Below are 19531 nucleotides of genomic sequence, written 5' to 3'. Positions count from 1 at the left end.
GGCTTCGAAAACTTAAGCTTCTAAAGTGATCTTTAACCCTACACCAGATATGGTATGAATTAGCTTTTTTTCAAAAGGCTTGTCGACCATTTTACGCAAATTATAAATATGACTACGCAAGGCATCGCTTTCAGGCTCTTCATCTCCCCAAAGTTCTATCATAATTTCCTGTTTAGTCAGAACTTTAGGTGAATGACGCATCAGTAGTTTGAGCAGTTTGAATTGAATAGGGGGCAGTTCAATGGTTTGTCCAGCACGAGTCAATTGCTGTGTTGCAGGGTCCAGAATCAGATCATGAATTTGCAGACGGCCAGAGGATACTTCACCCAGTGAACGCTTGATCAAAGCTTTGACTCGAACCACCAGCTCATTAAAGTCAAACGGCTTGACTAGATAATCATCCGTTCCTGAATTGAACCCTTTGAGTTTGTCATTCAGCGTATCGCGTGCGGTGAGCATCAGCACAGGGAGGTCCATACCTTCTTTATTTCGTAGCCATTCACATAGTTCATAACCCGAACCATCAGGCAAGTTAATATCTAAAAGTAAAATATGATAGCGTTGCTGTTTGAGCAATTGGCGCGCAGCATTTAGGTTTCGAGCATGATCGACCACAAAACCATGCTCTTCTAGAAACTCGCATAAGGTAGATGCCAGTTCGTAATGATCTTCGACCATCAAAATAAAATGTTTAGACATAACTGTAGGGACTACTTTATTAATTGCTGTTTTAATTTAGCACTAAATGGCTGAGGACCTAGCCATATATTAAAATATTGCTGCGCCAGCGGGTTCTGGAGTTGTCCCTGCATTTTCTGATTTAAGTATAGGCTTAATGTGTGTGTGGCATGGCTATATTTTAGTTGGTATAGATCTCCTGACTTCACTGGACGATACAAATCGGAGATTGGATTGAAAACAGCCTGAATTTTTTGATCTTTGATATTACGTTGAAGTAGATGTGTGGCCGCACGTTTGAATGCCCATTCTGGAATATTCTGTGTATAGGTAAAATCCATCTGTATGTTTTGGCCTTGCCAAGGCTGATTACAGTTTTGTGCAAAGTAACTGGCCACACCGACCTGTTTTTGTCCCACCATTAGTGGGCCATTACCACATTTATTTAAGCTCTGCGCATGCGCGAAACCAAAACTCCCGAGCATCACTACAGTGGTTATGGCTACTTTTTGAAAGGCAGTACCCATGAATAGGTTCCTCCTACATAGGGCAAAGAACGATACAGACCATTGGCCGGATCCCAGAAATCTTGTTGGAAAATAATCTTATGGTTTTGGTTGACCTTTATTTCACTGATGCCAAACGAATCCATCGTTCGCGTTTTGCCGAACATTTTAAAATCATAAACCATATGCCAATGCACATAGGCAGAGTCTTGATGATATGAAGTATTTAATAGGCTGACAGTGACATTACTCACTCGCTGGTTCATACCTTGAAAATGTTCAAGCAGTTTTTTACGCGATGAAAATTGCGACAGAGTATCGTTAATAAAAAGCTGATCTGCATACAGTGCTCCAGCGTTTTCAACGAATTGAGGGGTACCCAAGGTATTAAATGCCGAAGTGAAGCGAGTGCCGATTTCTAGTGCTTTTGCATCATCTAAGGGTATTCCCTGAATACTCGCTCTGGCATTTGCATAATCAGAGGAATAACGAGGAACACTTTTACATCCTGACAGGAAAAGCACTGGTAAGGATAAGGCAATTGCCATTAACGTTTTGAGTTGATTCATGTTCACTGTCCATCTTCACCGTTTATTCTCACACTTTAGATAGGCTAGAGTGAACAGAATGTGAAGATAGACGCTAAAGACAGTGCATTGAATAGAATTTTGGTGATCAAGGATTAAATTTCACTTTCTCTTTTTTCCTCAGCCATTAACCAATCAATGATATTCATGACATCAGGATTCTCATTATTTTTTCTGACTATGGCATAAAAATTATAGTCACAATAGATAAAACCAAAAGGGGCAATGACTCTTCCATTTAGTATTTCTTTTTCTACTAAAATTTGAGGTGCTATCGCAATTCCTAAGCCTGACACAGCCGCCTCTATCATTAAATTGAGACTATCAAAATAACGATCATTCGCTTTTGGGGAAAAGTGAATCTTGGACTGATCAAACCATGTATGCCATGCACTTTTATTTGAGTGGGTATGAAGTAATGGATAATTTAAAAGATCATTTTTTGTATGAAGGGGATTTATTTCACGATTACAAACAGGCCCCATGTTATCGGGAAATAAAAGATATTTATTCAAAAAGTTGGGAAGTATATGATTCTCACTGATGCTATTGATAAATATGTCAACTTTCTCTTTTTCTAACAATTTTAAGTCATTACATGTCATTAATTTGATATGGATATTGGGATAGATGACTTCGAGCTTTTCTAATCGGGGAATCAGCCAATTTGCCATAAAACTATGAGAAGCGCCTATGACAACTTCTACTTCTGATGTTTTATTAGTTAACTCAAAGACGCATTGTTCTAAACGATTAAAAAGATGCGTACAAACTCGAGATAATTCTTCTGCATCCGTTGTCAGAGAAATGGTAGAGGAATGCCGAATAAACAATTTTTTATCTAACCATTCTTCTAACTGCTTTATTTGGTGGCTAATCGCACTATGGGTGACACACAATTCTTCCGCAGCTAAGCTGAAACTTTTATTTCTAGCGACTGCTTCAAATGCTTTTAAAGCATTAAGGGGAGGGAGTGTTCTGCGTTTCATGTTGTAAAATTTTCTAACACCATAAGCTCAAAATATATCAATTATCAGAAAAATGAAAATATTTTAAGATGAAAAAAATAGATACAGCAAGAGATATGAGATGACAACCCCTTATACAGGTAATGGTCCTGATGACTTGGGATTTTTTGGTAAATTTGGCGGATGCTATATGCCAGAGAGCTTGATGCCAGCACTTCAAGAATTAGAACAAGCCTTCAATATTGTTCGGCAAAAACCTGAATTTTGGGCTGAATATCAACAGATTTTAACAGATTTTGTTGGTCGTCCTAGTCCTCTTTTTTATGCAAAAAACCTAACAGCTTATGCGGGAGGTGCTCGAATATATCTCAAGCGGGAAGATTTGAACCATACGGGTGCGCATAAGATCAATAATTGTGTTGGGCAAATCTTATTAGCCAAATTTATGGGGAAAACCAGAATCATTGCAGAAACTGGTGCTGGACAACATGGTGTTGCAACAGCAACGGTTTGCGCACTGTTTAAGATGAAATGTACCATTTTTATGGGAGAAACAGATATTCAGCGCCAACAAATGAATGTTGAACGCATGAAATTACTCGGAGCTGAAGTCCAAAGTGTTCAAAAAGGTCGTGGGACTTTAAAAGATGCCATGAATGAAGCGTTACGTGACTGGATTAGTCATGTTGATACAACCTATTATCTGTTGGGTACGGGTGCAGGCCCTCATCCATATCCGATTATGGTCAGAGAATTTCAGAAAATTATTGGTTTAGAAGCCAGAAACCAAATACTCCTCAAAGAAAATAAACTGCCTGATGCTTTAGTTGCTTGCGTTGGTGGCGGATCAAATGCATTAGGGTTGATGCATCCTTTTCTACAAGATCCGAATGTCAAAATGTTTGGCGTTGAGGCGGGTGGAAAAGGAACACATACTGGTGAACATGCCGCCTCTATTTGCAAAGGTCAAGTCGGTGTGCTGCATGGCAATTTAACCTATTTATTACAAGATTTAGATGGGCAGATTTTAGAGGGGCATTCTATATCAGCTGGCTTAGATTACCCTGGCGTTGGCCCTGAGCATGGTCTTCTGTTTGAAACAGGACGTGTGACATATACGGCTATAACTGATCAAGAAGCTGTAAATGCGTTTCAGCTTTTAAGCCAACAGGAGGGTATTATTCCTGCTCTTGAGAGTTCTCATGCGATTGCGTATGCGATTCAACTTGCTCAAGAAATGCAGCCAGAACAGAGCATTATCGTCAATTTAAGCGGCAGAGGTGACAAAGACTTAAACACGGTCAAAAAATATCTTGCAGGAGCTACAGCATGAACCGTCTAGATCAAAAATTAGAGCAATTGAAACTGGAAAATCGAAGCGGTCTGGTCTGTTATTTTACTGCTGGGGATCCTAACTTTACAGAAAGTTGTCGTCTGTTAAGTCAATTAGGTCAAGCTGGAGCTGACATTATTGAAGTCGGCATTCCATTTTCTGATCCAGTGGCAGACGGAGAGATTATTCAGGCAGCACATCTTAGAGCATTAAGTGCAGGTCAAACGGTAAAACAGACCATTGAGTTGGTAAAAGCAATCAGGCTGCATGATGACCAGACACCGATAATTTTCATGACTTATTTAAATCCGATTATGCAATATGGTTTCGAGACACTTGTCGCCGAAACAGAAAATCTTATAGACGGAATATTGATTTTAGATGCTCCATATGGGTATCGAGAAAACTTTGAAGTGCAATTAAATGAAAAAAATATGCATTTCATTGCAATGACAGCACCGACTACCCCAGTTGAAAGGTTAGAGCAAATTTCAGCGCGTGCGACAGGTTTTTTATATCATGTTGCAGAAAATGGCTTAACAGGAGGAGACTTCAATCTGTCTAATCTTGAGAAAAAGATTGCTGAAATTAAACCTATTTTTAAGATTCCTGTTGCAATTGGTTTTGGGATCAAAAATGAAAGTCATGTTAAAGCTTTAGCCAATAAAGTAGATCTGATTGTTATCGGTTCAGCGCTCGTCGATACTTTTTTTAATAAGGGGATGAATGCGACTTTAGAAAAGGTCACAGTTTTTTCGCAAATACTTAAAGAAAATAAATAATATCCTGTTTCTTTAATCACAATTTTTTAAGTTAATTTTACAAGAACCATATGTGATACAACCGTCTCCCGTAAGGGAGATGGAACTTTGTATGTTGATTTTTTTCTGAAAGTGATCGCTTTTTAAAAATCACTATTATCATATAGATGTGACATGCGTTTTTGCTTTGTTTCGAGATAATTCTTATTAAAGCTATTTAAACCAACTTTTAAAGGAATACGTTCAACAACATTAATTCCTAAATCAGTTAAAGATTTAATTTTAAATGGATTATTGGTAATTAACTTGACGTCTTTTATTTGTAAATAATCAAGCATAATGGTACACATATCATACTTGCGAGCATCTGCTGGCAGGTTTAATAATAAATTGGCATCAAGGGTATCATGTCCTTGGTCTTGAAGTGCGTAGGCACGAATTTTATTGGTTAGTCCTATGCCACGGCCTTCTTGGCGCAGGTATAAAATGACACCTTGACCTGCATCATGAATCATTTTCATGGTTGAGTGTAATTGTGGACCACAATCACATTTGAGTGATCCAAAAGCATCACCTGTTAAGCACTCTGAATGTATTCTGACCAGTACAGGTTGATTGGGAGCAGCATTCATCCCTTTAGTAAGAGCGATATGTTCTTCACCAGTCCTTTGATCTTGAAATGCTATAATTTCAAAATCGCCAAATGCAGTAGGTAACTTTGATTTGGAAACAAATTCTATAGCCATTGGATCATCCACCTATATCTTGATAATAGATAAAAATACGCTGAATTAAACTTAAACAGGTTTAGACACGTGTTCAATTTATGAAGTGTTTGCTTAGTTCGTGAGGTGATTAAACTTTCAATTTAATAATATTCATTAGACAGTGAATTTTATGTGAAACAGCTTTGTTGAATAAACCTATTCTTTTCGTACTGCGCTAATCATCATTCTCATATGCATAAGCCTAAACAGCGAACATAGGTACACCGATGCGTCTACTTAAATTCAAGTATCTATCCTTTTTTGCTATATCACGCATTGCTTTGATATCAATGCTTCATAACTTTCAGCGTTTAGAACATTGGCTGAATCACACTCAAAAAGAGGATGTGCTAGATTTCATCTCTAACTGTACTTAAAAGGAGAACGATGCTCACGTTTGGTTTTTGACTTTTACGCCATAAAATCTATGCATAAAATATTTTTAAATTAAACCTAATCAAATAAAAATATTTAAAATTTAGTCGGGTCTTTTGTTTATCTCTGAATCTAAAATAAATGAAATTGAGAATGATTTTTTTTATTTTGATACGAAATATTCTTGATTTTAGTATTTGATTTTAAAAATGTTTTCATAAATTAATTTAGATTTAAGGTCCTTTTTATAATGTATTAAAATCTATTTATATTTTTGAATTTAGGGGTTGTTATGAAAAATAAATATCCTTTGCCCATAATGATCATCCATTGGCTGACGCTCTTTCTTGTCGTGTTGGCTTATACCACTGGAGGAGACCCAACCGTACATTTAAAAACTGGAGAACTCCATGTTTTTGCTGGGATATCCGTATTTCTGTTATTTTTGATCAGAATTATAATAATTTCTATTTATCGAAAAGATATTCCACTGAATAAACCAAGGAGTAAATATCAACGAACTTTATTTTTGATGGTGAAGTACACGCTTTATTCACTGTTATTTTTAATTCCTGTGTTGGGTTGGGTGACTTTATCTGGTTTAACGGAGAGTTATCAGTTGTTTGCAATCAGTTTACCCTTAATCAGTAATTCATGGGATGTTGAAATAATTGGTGAAGTCCATGAATTTCTAGGAAATTCTTTCATGGTATTGATCGGCTTTCATGCATTGGCTGCATTAATTCATCATTATGTATTTAAAGATAATGTTTTGAAAAGTATGCTTTATTTTAAAAAATGAACCAAGAGCTTAAAAGATTATGCTGGAATCAAATATTGATCTTGAGTTGAGGGCAAAAGCTGCTTCAAAGTCAACATGGGTAAGTGTTGCTGTTAATATTTTCTTGTCGATTGGTCAGATATGGATTGGTCTTTTTTCTAAATCACAAGGTTTAGTTGCGGATGGTATTCATACGTTAAGTGACTTAGTCGCCGACTTTATTGTCTTGGCTGCAAATCGTCATAGTCAAAAAGCGCCAGATGATGTTCATCCCTATGGTTATCTTCGTTTTGAAAATGCCGCATCTTTTGTACTTGGTTTAATTTTACTGTTCGTTGGGATAGGCATGTTATGGACGGCAACACATAAAATTCTTCATCCCGAGCAAATTCCCCAAGTGCATAGCATGGCGCTTTGGATTGCGATTATGGCATTGATCTGTAAGGAACTTTTGTTCCGCTATATGATGTTTGTTGCCAAAAAAGTAAAATCGAGTTTATTGATTGCGAATGCATGGCATGCACGTTCAGATGCAGCCTCTTCTTTTGTTGTGGCATTAGGGATTATTGGCAATCTTGCGGGATATCCGATTCTTGATCCAATTGCGGCTTTAATTGTCGGTTTGATGATTGCCAAAATGGGTTTCGAATTTAGCTGGACGGGCTTACATGATTTGATGGACAAGTCGGCAAATGAAGATGAAATAGCGGCTATAAAAGAGACCTTATTGAATAAAGAGGGCATATTGGGTTTACATCAACTCAGAACCCGTAAAATGGGTGACATGATTATTGTGGATGTTCATTTGGAAGTCAGTGGCGAGCAAAGTGTAAGAGAAGGGCACAAAATTGCAGTCGATGCCAGAAATGAAGTTCTCAAAAAACATAATGTGATTGATGTGGTCACTCACATTGACCCGATATAATTTGAAAGTGGACCTAAATAGGCATCAAGAATAAATAAGATTCAAGATGCCTAAATTTTAAAAGATTTATTGATGATGCGTCAGGCATTTATCGGCTTCAATTTTCCCCTTGAACGAGCCATCTTTTCCTTAAATGAATGAGCTACTAAGCAACTTAGCTGGATTGTGCTTAGATGAATAAAATGATCTTATGCAGTGGGAGATTGAATCATGGGTCACCACTTATTTTTTATTGTTGATTTGGCAGCGGACGAGACTGAACTATAAATTTTAAAGGACGGTGGTGATTTCCCGCATCAAGAAAAAGCAATCGAAGTGTTAAATTTGATTCAGCATTTTGTCAAAGATATTTAAATCGCGCAGTGATTGATTGTGCTTAATTTAGCTTGAACCGAATGTGGAAACACGCCTTCGGCATATGTGCAGGAGGCGTATTTCTAGATTCTTGGCATGAATTTTTAGAAAAAACTTAATTCGCTATGGCTGCTTTGGTTAAATAATTGGTCATCTCTTCCTTGGGTACCATGCCACCCCCCGTGCCCCAAACAATATGATTGGCATTCTGCAATTGTTGTGGCGTGAAATGATGCATTGCCGCATATTCAGGATGTTTGCAAATGAGCACAGGTCCCAACATGCCTGCCAAAGCTGAAGGTTCGAGTTGCAGTGCTTCGGCTTGATTGAGCATTCCGAGCAATTGATACAGGGTTTGATCGTCCAAGGTATAAAGACCATCCAATAAACGTTGCATCGCATGACCGACAAAACCAGAAGCACGACCGACAGCGAGTCCATCTGCATCGGTGATGTTGTCGATCCCGATCTCTTGTACTGAAATTTGATCATGCAAGCCTGTGGCAATGCCCAATAACATGCAGGGAGAATGCGTTGGTTCGGCAAAAAAGCAATGAACATGATCACCAAATGCCATTTTTAAACCAAAGGCAACTCCACCAGGACCACCACCGACACCACAAGGTAAGTAGACAAATAAAGGATGTTCTTGATCGACTTGAATATCACGTTGTTGTAATTGCTGCTTTAAGCGTTCCCCTGCGACGGCATAGCCTAAAAACAGGTTTTTGGAGTTCTCGTCATCAATAAAATAGCAGTTTGGATTTGTCAGTGCTGCTTTGCGTCCGGCTTCGACCGCAACACCATAATCTTCTGTGTATTCAATTACAGTGACGCCATGTGCACGCAATTTGTCTTTTTTCCATTGCCGAGCATCTGCCGACATATGCACAGTCACATTAAAACCCAATTGTGCACTGATGATGCCAATCGATAGCCCTAAATTTCCTGTTGATCCGACCGCAATACTGTATTGATTGAAAAACTTTTTAAATTCAGAGGCGTTTAATTTGGCATAGTCATCTTGCAGGGTCAGTAAACCTGCATCCAGTGCTAATTTCTCAGCAAAATAGAGCACTTCATAAATACCTCCACGGGCTTTAATAGAGCCAGAAATAGGTAAATGGCTGTCTTTTTTAAGCCACAGCGTTCCTTCAATTTTTTGTCCGTATTGTGCTTCTAATTGTTGTTGCATCTCTGGAATTGATACCAGTTCAGATTCAATAATGCCATGACTTAGCGCAGTTTCTGGAAATGCCGTCATTAGATAGGGCGCAAAGCGAGCTAAACGGTCACGTGCATCATCAATGTTTACTTGATTCAGTCCAACATAAGGCAATCCTTCTTCTAGTGTTGTGAAATGAGGATTAAACCAAATGGTTTCTTTCAGTTCGATCAATGTTTTAACGATGGGGTACTGTTTAGTGAGTTGCTGGATCTGTTGAGGATTCATGTGATGGCTCATATAGGTTTTGCAGGCTAAAAACAGAAATATTCAGTGGTAATGCAACAACTGTGAGCTTATTTCAATGCATTTACTACACTGGGTCAAATGATGATATTTGATGTATTCGTGAAAATAATTCATCTGTAATGCGCTTTAGTATTAAAGAAAACATATTGAGATGAATTGATTTTAAGTCAAAGCCTATGCTTAATTTCAATATCAAGATGAGTGCCATGAATAGAGATAAAACAAATGAGCATGTTCTATAACAATCTAACAGGCTTTCAGTTATCCAAACTTTATACTTTTGAAGTTGCTGCAAGATACGAATCATTTGCCACGGCAGCCGCTGAGTTATGTTTGACACCGAGTGCTGTCAGCCATCAAATCAATTTGCTTGAAAAAGAACTCAACATTCAATTATTTGAACGGTTGCATCGTAAGGTGGTCTTGAGCCATGCAGGGCACAGACTACTGGCGGCTTTGCAACTATCTTTTGATCATTTAAGTACTGAAATAAAAGCGATTCAAAATCAGGCTTTGGCGGGTTCTCTCACCATCTATGCACGACCCTCGATTACTCAATGTTGGCTGATTCCTAAATTAGAGGATTTTATTCAACAATATCCATTAATTGAACTGTCAATTTTAACAGGCAATGAGATGGTGAATTTTCAACGCACAGGCATTGATCTGGCGATTTATTTTGACCATCGGCCATCAGCGAATCTGAATTATCAGTATTTGATGGATGAACACATCGTACCTGTTTGCAGTTCAGAATATGCGAAAAAAATGAATTTAATGGGTCACGAACAGCATTTAAAAGATTGTACTTTGTTGCATGACAGCCAAGCATGGCAGAACGGTACGGGAACTGAAGAGTGGCAGAGTTGGGCGACTCATTTTGCAGTAGAACTGAATACGTCAAAGGGGATGCAGTTTGACCGTTCAGATTTGGCGCTTTTGGCTGCAAAACAGCATTTGGGCATTTGCATGGGGCGAAAAAGGTTAGTGCAACAAGACCTTGAAAGTGGGGTATTGATCATGCCATTTTCTGAAATGTCTTTGACATGTGAGCAGCATTATTACCTTGCTTTGCCGAAAGGTCGGATGTTGCCTAAAGTTGATGCTTTTGTGACGTGGTTAAAAGCACAGGCCTGATTTTTGAATAATGCTATGTGTTTGAAGTGAAATAATTTTGTAAACATAGAAAGCCCGAATTAGATGGAATATTCTGTTGATTAGTAGTTTGTGAAATATCTCAGAATTTGGAGAGAGGTTTAAGAAACAAATTAAACTTATCATATTGATTTTTATTTATATTAAATATTTTTTGGAGTTGAATACTCAAAGCATTTTCAATCACAGAGCCATCCATCTGTAACGTGAGTAATGCTGCATAATTTTCTTTCCATATTGTCAATTTATGTCATAAAGTGCCATAAAATTCAGCTTGGTACTGGTCAAAAACGCTAAATTTTTATACTATACGGCAAACTTTATAATTACGACATTCACTTTATATTTATTAAAAACATTATGTTGAATCATATTTATGCTGCTTTTGAACAGCTGGAATTCACTACACAAAAGCGTGTATTGCATATCCAGTTTGCCAATGCGTTGCTGAATCAGCAGGTCTATTTACAGCGAATAGACGGGACGCATGGCTTAAATCAAGGCTTAACCGCCAGTTTAATTTGCTTGTCGACACATGCATTTATTCCGCTAAAACAGTTTATTGGTTGTCAGGTCGCTATAGACCAAGTGACTGACACAGGACAATTGAGCCGTATCACAGGGATCATCACCCAAGCTCAAGCTGGGGCAAACGATGGTGCACTGACCTTGTATCGCCTCACGCTTGAAGACCCGACCTCATTATGGAAACAACGCCGTAACAGTCGTGTGTTTATGAATAAAAATGTGGTGGATGTGGTCAACATTCTGTTCCAAGAGTGGCAACAAAAAAGTCCGCTGTTTGCAGCAAGTCTGAGTCTTGATTTAGCAGGGCTGAGCCGAGAGTACGACATTCGACCTTTCATTATGCAAAGCAATGAAAGTGATTATGATTTTTTAACTCGTCTCCTCAGAAGTGAAGGGATTAGCTGGCTGATTGATGAAGCCCAAACGCTGCTTGCTCAAATTCACCAACCGATTCAAGCACAAAAGCTACGCTTAATTGATGATAACCAGCACTACCAAGCTCTGCCACGACGTCTTATCCGCTTTCATCAGAGCAGTGCCGTTCAAGCTGTAGATAGCATTATCGATTGGCAGGCACAACGCCAGTTACAGCCCACAGCAGTGCATGTTCAGCGCTGGCAAGCTGATGCACTGACCCAAGATGATGGTGCAGGCAGTGTGCAAAGCAAACATCAGCAGAGTGAGCAGTATGATGTTGCGAGTTTAGGGCTAGAGCAAGCATGGCATTTTTCACCTGCATGGATGCAAGACCTGAATGGGGAGGATGGTGCAACAGCATCGGGCAATCCACAACTGGAACAATTTAACCAGCAACTGTCGGACTATTACAATACACAAGCCAAGCATTTCTGTGCCCAGTCTACGGTGCGAGATGCTCATGTGGGTTACTGGTTTGAACTGCAAGATCATCCTGAAGTTAATCAACACAGTGGTGCAGACAAAGAATTTCTCATTACCGAAAAAACCTTTTATAGCCAAAATAACCTACCTAAAGATTTAAACCAACAATTGGAGCAACTTCTCCAACAAAGTCATTGGCAATTCACGTCTACACTGAGCAGCATTGCAAGTGAACAGCGCCAAGGCAATCTGCTTCGCTTACAACGTCGACATGTTAAAACTGTGCCAGCTTATCATCCCGAGCAGCATCGCCCAGCTGCCAACCCGCAACGCGCTCAAGTGGTAGGCCCGAATGGTGAGGAAATTCATGTCGATGAATGGGGGCGCATCAAAGTCCGCTTTTTATTCACAAGAAATGAAGATCATACACATGATGGTGGTGCAGGCAGCAATGATAACGATACGGACTCTGCTTGGGTGGATGTACTGACCCCATGGGCAGGGGAAGGCTACGGGGCACGTTTCTTGCCGCGTATCGGGGAAATAGTAGTCATTGACTTCTTTCAAGGAGACATAGATCGTCCTTTTGTGGTGGGGCGTATTCATGAAGCACAGCGTTCTCCTACAAAATTCGATAATGCAGGACAACTGCCTGATACCAAGAAACTAGCAGGCATTAAATCGAAAGAATATCAGGGAGAGGGCTTTAACCAGTTGCGATTTGATGACACCACGGGTCAAATTAGTGCCCAGTTGCAAAGCAGCCATGCGGCAAGTCAACTCAACTTAGGTAAACTGAGTCATCCCAAATCCACCGAAGAAAGTGAAGACCGTGGCGAAGGTTTTGAACTCCGTACTGACCAATGGGGAGCGCTCAGAGCAGGAGAAGGATTACTTCTTTCCACATATAAACAAGATCAGGCTCAGGGCGAACATCTGGATGCACATGAAGGGAGATCTCAGCTAGAAGGTAATTTTAATAATGCTAAAACTTTAAGCTCAATTGCAAAAAATCAAAAAACAGATGAAATTGAGTCATTTGAGCAATTAAAGGTGTTTTTTGAGCAGATTGAAAAAGATATAGGTAGATTTAAAAAAGCCATTATGTTAATGAGTTCCCCCAACAGCATAGGATTATCTACATCTGAAGATATTCATATCTCAGCTGATGGGCAAATTAATCAATATGCAAATAAGAGTATCAACCAAAGTACAAATCATAATTTTATTTTGCATGCACAAGATAAAATCAGCTTGTTTGCAGCAGAAGCAGGAGCACGGTTATTTGCAGGAAAAGGAAAAATTGAGTTACAAGCACAAAATGATCAACTTGATATTGTTGCGAGGAAAGGTGTCCAAATTATTTCCACCGAAAGTGAAGTCATTATAAGAGCCAATAAAAAAATTGTATTGGAATCAGGTGGATCACGGATTGAAATCAGTGGTGCAGGGATTCGTAATGCGACAGGTTCATTATTTGAAGTGAAAGCCGGTCAGCACCAGTTTAAGCGTGGCGAGCAAAAAGCCTATCCAGAATTTAAATTACCTATTCTACAAGAATTTAGCCAAAAGTTCTTAATTAAAGATTCAGACAATAAAATATTAAAAAATATGAATTATTTAGCTGTCACTAAAAGCGGTGTTTATTATGAGGGTAAAACAGATGAAGAAGGTTATACCAAAAGGATATATCGACCTGAATCAGAAGGGATGCAAGTCTATTTAGGACAAGAAGCTGAAGAAAAATTAAAAGAAATAAAGAGGTAATTGAATGGCTGGTATAAAACCCGATGGTAAGGGAGTAACTAAACCCAATAAGCCAATAACGGAAGTTAAAGTAGATAATTATTATGTTGTTATTATGATTGATGCTTCACATCCTGAAAAAGCTTTAATAAAAACTCAAGATGGTTCGACAGCTCATAATCCTATTGCTGAACCAGGGCATGCATTACATTATATTGTAAAAAATGGAATTATTCAGTCTGTACTCAGTTTTGGACCTAGTTCTGCTGCTGCCGCTGCAATAGGGCCTGCTACCGCGGATTGTACGATGAAAAACATGGTCTATGCTTTTAAGTATAATTTAACTAAAGTCAAAGCAGAGAAACTTATTGAGGAAACTAATTCATGGCGAAACTTAATTACAAACGGTAGTATTTTTTCTAAGGAAGGCAGAATCGTATATAGCGGAATAACAAATGATACATGTGCAGAAACAATGCTACAGGTATTAAGACCTTATATACCTGAATTGCCAAAAGGTAAAGGAAAAACAGGAACTTATTCTGTATATATTAGAGCAGTGACTCCTTATTGGCTTTTTGATGACTTAAAAAAAGCAGGAACACCATATAAGATTTATCGAATTGGTGAAAAATATTATACCAAAGAAGACCTAAAAAAATTAATAGATCCATATTTACCTAAAAAAAATCAAAGGGATGCCGTAATATGGTAAATAAAATTACTTTTAGTTTAGCGATAAGCTTGTTTTTATTGGCCTGTAGCCAACCTTCTCATATGAAAGAGAATATGAATAGTACCAAAGAGGAACATAACGTGTCTGAAGTTCAAATGACAAAGGAAGAAAAAAATATTGCTGATGAACAGTTTTTAAGAAGTTTAGAAAATTTTCAAATTTCTGAAGAAGACTTTTTATTAATTGCAAAATACGTAATTGAAACAGCGAATAAAGCTGATTTTAAAGAAATTGATCCCGTTTTAGGAAAGAAGGAAATAATGTATAGTAAGGACTTTAACGATCCTGAAGTTTCGTATAATTATGCAAATATTCCTAATTATCCTGAAATTGAAGTTAATTTAAAATATGAAAAAGAAAATAATAAACTAATTTATATTAGCATAGACTATCCAAGCGCTGGAGCTTTAATTTTAAAAGAATATAAATTAAATACTTTAGATCAACTAGGTTTAAAAGTTATCAAAAAAGAACTTCCAGATGATTCAAATCAAATATTTGAATACCAGTTAACAGATGGAAAATTTAAATATGAAGTTTATGGAAAAGATAATATTGATAATGCTCCACCAAAAGAATTTTATATTTTTAGAATATTTTTAGACTAAACGGCTTTGTTACATAAACATTCCAAAGGCAGAATCGTATATAGCGGAATAACAAATAATACATGTGCAGAAACAATGCTACAGATATTAAGACCTTATATACCTGAGTTGCCAAAAGATAAAGGGAAAACGGGAACTTATTATGTATATATTAAAGCAGTTACTCCTTATCGGCTTTTTGATGATTTAAAAAAATAGAGGTACCATATAAAGTATTCCCACCTAATCCTATAAAATATACAAAAGAAGACCCAAAGAAGTTAATAGATAGTTTTCTTCCAACAGCTAATGATCAGGATCCTGTCACATGGTAAAAAATATCTGTATGTTTTTGGGACTAGTATTTTATTGATTGGTTGTGATAAGTCGACTAATCATGGACAGAAATATCAATCTAATGGAGAAATCGCAATGTCTGATAACAATATAACTGACCAAAAAAAAAGATGCGTATGATCAAGAATTTTTTAGTAGTTTAAGGGAGCTAGATTTATCCGAAAAAGATTTTCTAATTAGCTCGAATCCTGCTTAAGCCGATGCTTTCCAAGATTAATAATTGGCTTGTTTGTGTAGTAGTATTATTAGTCATACAAAATTCCGAAAATTATATAAAGCAAAAAGAAACACGGAATGAATTGAGTGAAGTACCATAGTACTGATTTTTATCTAAACTTTTGTTTTGTAATATAAGGTATCCATGATATTGACTTTGTCTTGTTGTGGTTAAAAAATAGACATGACAAGAATGATAATCTTGAGTTTCATTCCATTTTTAAAAGCTATGGCAAGTGTAGTGCAGAACGTATGTTGGCATTACCCATCTAACCTCAAAATCGGAGGATATGCCATGAATTTCCTCAAATTTTTAATAACTGCTGGATGTATTTCTTTATTGTCCTCCATGACTTTCGCTATGGATGATCACAACGGTTCTGGTATGGACATGATGGCAATGCATAGCTCGCATTCCGCGAATGATAAAAAAGCGATGATGAGTGCTATGAGTGCGGCACCAATGAATGTCAGTGCAGAAGCGACTATCGTGGTAATGGATGCCAATGGAAAAATGCGTGTTTTGCGTAAAGGAAAAAATAACTTTACCTGCATGCCCGATAATCCTGCAACACCTGGCCCAGACCCCATGTGTATGGACCCCGCTGCATTAGCATGGGCAGAAGCTTGGATTGGTCATAAAAAACCAGTAGAAGGTAAAATTGGTTTTATGTACATGCTTATGGGAGGGACTGACGCGAGCAATGTCGACCCCTATGCCACTAAACCAACCGCAAACAATCATTGGGTGGAAACAGGTCCGCATGTCATGATTGTAGGTGCATCACAAAGTTTTTATGATATGTATCCGAAAAGTGCTCAACCTGATACCACAGTTCCTTATATCATGTGGTCAGGAACCCCTTATCAACATCTTATGATTCCTGTGAAATAAGCGGGTATAGCACTTATTTTTATCTCATAAAATTGAAAAAAAGCCATGCAATTGCCGTGGCTTTTTTTATGCTGCATACATAGGTGCTATTTGTTCAGTTACATTTGCTAAATTAAAGGTCCAATATTGAGTTGTCTGAGTAGGGCTTAAGTCTGAGGGTGTTTTAAATTAAGCCCCGCAATTCATTTGCCGCATGTCTCAACAACGGTAAAACTTGCTGAATTAAATACTCTTCACTGGTGCGGTTACTTTGCGACATACAATTAATGGCGGCAATGGTCTGACCTTGTGCATTTAATACGGGTACAGCAAGTGCAATAATGCCTAATTCATGTTCTTCTTTCGACAGGCAATAATCCGATAAAGCCACTTTATCGAGTTCGGCATAGAATTGATTTTTATCGGTAATGGTGAGCGGGGTTAAGCGTTTTAGCCCGTATTTTTCTACCCAAGCGTGTTGTGCTTCTGTAGATAAAGCGGCTAGTAAAACTTTACCTGTTGAAGTGGCATGGGCAGGCAGGCGATTGCCCAAATGCATACCATACGGATTAACCCGAAACTGATCTTGTTGTGGTAGATAGCTTCGGGCAATCGGCACCACTTCATGTTCATCTAAAACCACCATGGAAAAGGTTAGAGATGTCTGTGCACACAGTAAATTCAGTAAAGATTGGGCCACTTTAGGCAGATGTGCTGAACTTAAATACGCACTGGAAAAACGTAAGACTCGCGGGGTTAACCAAAAATAATGTTCATCGGTTTCCAAATAACCTAAAAATTTCAAGGTTTTTAAATGCCGTCTAGCCGCAGTACGGCTGATACCTGTGCGTTCAGCCACTTGGGTCACATTCAGGCGTTGTCGATCGACTCCGAAGGCCTCCAAAATATGTAAGCCTTTGGCTAAACCTGCAATGTAGTCGGCTTGAAGTATGACGTCTTGTGAATGTGGATGTATGACTTTGTTCTGCTGAGCTTCCATACGGCTTATCCTGAAAAATGAATGACTTTTGTCCGATATACGGACAACTCTAATGATATACGGTCAATTTCAATATGGCGATATAGCTCAAAAAAACATCCCGGCGTAATCTAAAACAAGGAACGAACAAGGATGAACAGCATGGAAATTGTAAAAACCAAAGTGGCAATTATTGGTTCAGGTCCCGCAGGGTTATTACTGGGGCAGTTGCTCTATAAAGCAGGAATTGAGCATGTCATTATTGAACAGCGCAGTGCTGACTATGTGTCATCGCGTATCCGCGCAGGAATTTTGGAACAGGTTTCGGTGGATTTGTTGACCGAAGCAGGTGTCGATCAAAATCTCAAGGCGCATGGTTTACCGCATTCAGGGATTGAAATTCTGACCCAAGGACAGAAGCACCGACTGGATTTAGCTGCACTGACAGGCGGTAAGCAAGTGACCGTGTATGGTCAAACTGAAGTCACCAAAGATTTAATGCATGCTCGTGAGCAAGCGGGTTTGAGCTCATATTATGAAGCACACAATGTGCAGATTGATGATTTTTATATGCAGCCGAAAGTGAATTTTGAATATCAAAACCAGTCGTATCAAATTGAGTGTGATTTTATTGCAGGCTGCGATGGTTTTCATGGCGTGTGTCGTGCCAGTGTGCCTGAAGATAAGATTAAAACCTTTGAAAAAGTCTATCCTTTTGGCTGGTTGGGTGTGCTGGCCGATGTACCGCCTGTGTCCGATGAATTGATTTATGTACAGTCGGAGCGTGGCTTTGCTTTGTGCAGTATGCGTTCAGAAACGCGCAGCCGTTACTATTTACAAGTGCCATTGACCGATCATGTTGATAATTGGTCTGATGAACAGTTTTGGGATGAATTGAAAAACCGCCTAGACCCTGAAAGTCGGGAAAAACTCGTCACAGGGCCATCGATTGAAAAAAGCATTGCACCACTACGTAGCTTTGTAACTGAACCGATGCGCTTTGGCAAACTGTTCTTGGCAGGCGATGCCGCGCATATTGTCCCACCGACAGGCGCGAAAGGTTTAAATCTAGCAGCATCAGATATTGCCTATTTATCCAGTGCCTTAATTCAGTATTACTTAGAAGGTTCCGAGCAGGGCATTGATGAATATTCGGAAAAATGTTTGCAACGGGTGTGGAAAGCAGAACGCTTTTCTTGGTGGATGACCCATTTATTGCATCGCTTTGAAACCGAAAGCGAGTTTGATCATAAGATTAAACAGGCTGAATTGAGCTATATCCTCGGTTCATTGGCAGGACAAACCACATTGGCAGAAAATTATGTGGGTTTGCCCTATGAAATTAAGCATTTAAGTGAATTTCAGCAAGCCAGTTAAACCGTTTTTTCTATTCTAAAAAGAGAGCACAATGCTCTCTTTTTTATTTTTAAAGAGATGGAATTGAGTTTAACCATCCTGAGGATGTAGCGGGGTCGTAAGCGTCAGTTGGTAAAATGCGGCATCTAACCAACGCCCAAATTTAAACCCTGCCTGTTGAATCGTGCCTGAATGGGTAAAACCGAGCTTTTGATGTAATTGAATGCTGGCAGCATTGTCGGCATCGATACAGCCCACGATCACATGCAATTGTTGCTGTTGTGCTTTTTCAATTAGGGCTTGCATCAAGATTTTACTCAGTCCACAACCACGATGTGCATGATGAATATATACACTGTGCTCAACCGTATATTTATAGGCGGGAAAGGCTCTAAAGGTTCCCCATGTCGCAAAACCGAGTAATTCCCCAGTCGGGTTGATGATGCCAAGCACAGGGAAACCATGCTGCCGTTTGGTGGCAAACCATGTTTGCATACTTTGTAGTGTGCGTGGCTGATAGTCATATAGAGCGGTGGAATTCAGTATCGCTTCATTTAGAATGTCTAGAATGGCAACTGCATGCGCAGCTTCATTACAGTCAATGAGTTCGAATTCGGTTGCTGAGGCTTCACTTTGCGACATATGCAA

Annotated in this window: 18 protein-coding genes; 10 read left to right on the top strand and 8 right to left on the bottom strand. The window is 38.7% G+C overall.

Annotation, left to right across the window (positions count from 1 at the left end; all coding sequences use genetic code 11):
• Positions 1–12: 12 nt before the first annotated feature.
• From E0H94_RS01635 to E0H94_RS01620, 4 genes are all read right to left on the bottom strand, one after another.
• Complete coding sequence (locus tag E0H94_RS01635) at positions 13–699, bottom strand: response regulator transcription factor (protein ID WP_131324827.1); 687 nt, start codon at positions 697–699, stop codon at positions 13–15.
• An 11-nt stretch (positions 700–710) separates the two neighbouring features.
• Complete coding sequence (locus tag E0H94_RS01630; protein ID WP_131324826.1) at positions 711–1205, bottom strand: chalcone isomerase family protein; 495 nt, start codon at positions 1203–1205, stop codon at positions 711–713.
• Entirely contained in the window at positions 1181–1753 is a 573-nt protein-coding gene (locus E0H94_RS01625) for a nuclear transport factor 2 family protein (protein WP_131324825.1), read from the bottom strand. The genes E0H94_RS01630 and E0H94_RS01625 overlap by 25 nt, the downstream gene beginning before the upstream one ends.
• A 113-nt stretch (positions 1754–1866) precedes the next feature.
• Entirely contained in the window at positions 1867–2760 is an 894-nt protein-coding gene (locus E0H94_RS01620; protein WP_131324824.1) for a LysR substrate-binding domain-containing protein, read from the bottom strand.
• A gap of 100 nt (positions 2761–2860) precedes the next feature.
• Between E0H94_RS01620 and trpB the strand changes: the two genes are divergently transcribed.
• Together trpB and trpA are read left to right on the top strand one after the other, a co-directional pair.
• Positions 2861–4072 (top strand): tryptophan synthase subunit beta, encoded by a 1212-nt coding sequence (gene trpB, locus E0H94_RS01615; RefSeq protein WP_131324823.1) that lies wholly within the window; start codon positions 2861–2863, stop codon positions 4070–4072.
• Entirely contained in the window at positions 4069–4854 is a 786-nt protein-coding gene (trpA, locus tag E0H94_RS01610; protein ID WP_131324822.1) for a tryptophan synthase subunit alpha, read from the top strand. The genes trpB and trpA overlap by 4 nt, the downstream gene beginning before the upstream one ends.
• 122 nt (positions 4855–4976) lie before the next feature.
• Here trpA and ribA read toward each other — a convergent pair whose 3' ends face one another.
• Positions 4977–5579: a GTP cyclohydrolase II gene (gene ribA / locus E0H94_RS01605; protein ID WP_131324821.1), complete on the bottom strand. Its 603-nt coding sequence runs from the start codon at positions 5577–5579 to the stop codon at positions 4977–4979.
• A 688-nt stretch (positions 5580–6267) separates the two neighbouring features.
• Between ribA and E0H94_RS01600 the strand changes: the two genes are divergently transcribed.
• Positions 6268–6777 (top strand): cytochrome b, encoded by a 510-nt coding sequence (locus tag E0H94_RS01600; RefSeq protein WP_131324820.1) that lies wholly within the window; start codon positions 6268–6270, stop codon positions 6775–6777.
• A gap of 19 nt (positions 6778–6796) precedes the next feature.
• Positions 6797–7681 (top strand): cation diffusion facilitator family transporter, encoded by an 885-nt coding sequence (locus tag E0H94_RS01595; protein ID WP_131324819.1) that lies wholly within the window; start codon positions 6797–6799, stop codon positions 7679–7681.
• 469 nt (positions 7682–8150) lie between these two features.
• Here E0H94_RS01595 and E0H94_RS01590 read toward each other — a convergent pair whose 3' ends face one another.
• Complete coding sequence (locus tag E0H94_RS01590) at positions 8151–9488, bottom strand: D-serine ammonia-lyase (RefSeq protein WP_131324818.1); 1338 nt, start codon at positions 9486–9488, stop codon at positions 8151–8153.
• 246 nt (positions 9489–9734) lie between these two features.
• Here E0H94_RS01590 and dsdC point away from each other — a divergent pair, with 246 nt between their 5' ends.
• The 5 genes from dsdC to E0H94_RS01565 all read left to right on the top strand — a co-directional run bounded on the left by dsdC (position 9735) and on the right by E0H94_RS01565 (position 16569).
• On the top strand, positions 9735–10646 hold the full coding sequence (dsdC, locus tag E0H94_RS01585) for a DNA-binding transcriptional regulator DsdC (RefSeq protein ID WP_131324817.1): 912 nt from the start codon (positions 9735–9737) through the stop codon (positions 10644–10646).
• A 378-nt stretch (positions 10647–11024) separates the two neighbouring features.
• On the top strand, positions 11025–13799 hold the full coding sequence (locus E0H94_RS01580) for a type VI secretion system Vgr family protein (RefSeq protein ID WP_131324816.1): 2775 nt from the start codon (positions 11025–11027) through the stop codon (positions 13797–13799).
• Positions 13800–13803: 4 nt separating this feature from the next.
• Entirely contained in the window at positions 13804–14493 is a 690-nt protein-coding gene (locus tag E0H94_RS01575) for a hypothetical protein (protein WP_131324815.1), read from the top strand.
• Positions 14487–15122 (top strand): hypothetical protein, encoded by a 636-nt coding sequence (locus E0H94_RS01570; protein WP_165495565.1) that lies wholly within the window; start codon positions 14487–14489, stop codon positions 15120–15122. Before E0H94_RS01575 ends, E0H94_RS01570 begins: the two co-directional genes overlap by 7 nt.
• A gap of 847 nt (positions 15123–15969) precedes the next feature.
• Positions 15970–16569: a hypothetical protein gene (locus E0H94_RS01565; RefSeq protein ID WP_131324813.1), complete on the top strand. Its 600-nt coding sequence runs from the start codon at positions 15970–15972 to the stop codon at positions 16567–16569.
• A gap of 163 nt (positions 16570–16732) precedes the next feature.
• Here the strand turns inward: E0H94_RS01565 and E0H94_RS01560 are convergent, their stop codons facing one another.
• Positions 16733–17548 carry an IclR family transcriptional regulator gene (locus E0H94_RS01560; protein ID WP_131324812.1) on the bottom strand — a complete coding sequence of 272 codons (816 nt, stop codon included), beginning with the start codon at positions 17546–17548 and terminating at the stop codon, positions 16733–16735.
• A 141-nt stretch (positions 17549–17689) separates the two neighbouring features.
• On the opposite strand from E0H94_RS01560, the gene pobA reads away from it, so the two are divergent.
• On the top strand, positions 17690–18904 hold the full coding sequence (gene pobA, locus E0H94_RS01555; protein ID WP_131324811.1) for a 4-hydroxybenzoate 3-monooxygenase: 1215 nt from the start codon (positions 17690–17692) through the stop codon (positions 18902–18904).
• Positions 18905–18973: 69 nt separating this feature from the next.
• Here the strand turns inward: pobA and E0H94_RS01550 are convergent, their stop codons facing one another.
• Positions 18974–19525: a GNAT family N-acetyltransferase gene (locus E0H94_RS01550; protein WP_131324810.1), complete on the bottom strand. Its 552-nt coding sequence runs from the start codon at positions 19523–19525 to the stop codon at positions 18974–18976.
• Positions 19526–19531: the final 6 nt, after the last annotated feature.

It is taken from the genome of Acinetobacter sp. ANC 4173 (genome assembly GCF_004331255.1).
Classification (GTDB): Bacteria; Pseudomonadota; Gammaproteobacteria; order Pseudomonadales; family Moraxellaceae; genus Acinetobacter.
The sequence above is the reverse complement of the archived record's forward strand: the minus strand, read 5'-3'. Positions and strand labels throughout refer to the sequence as shown.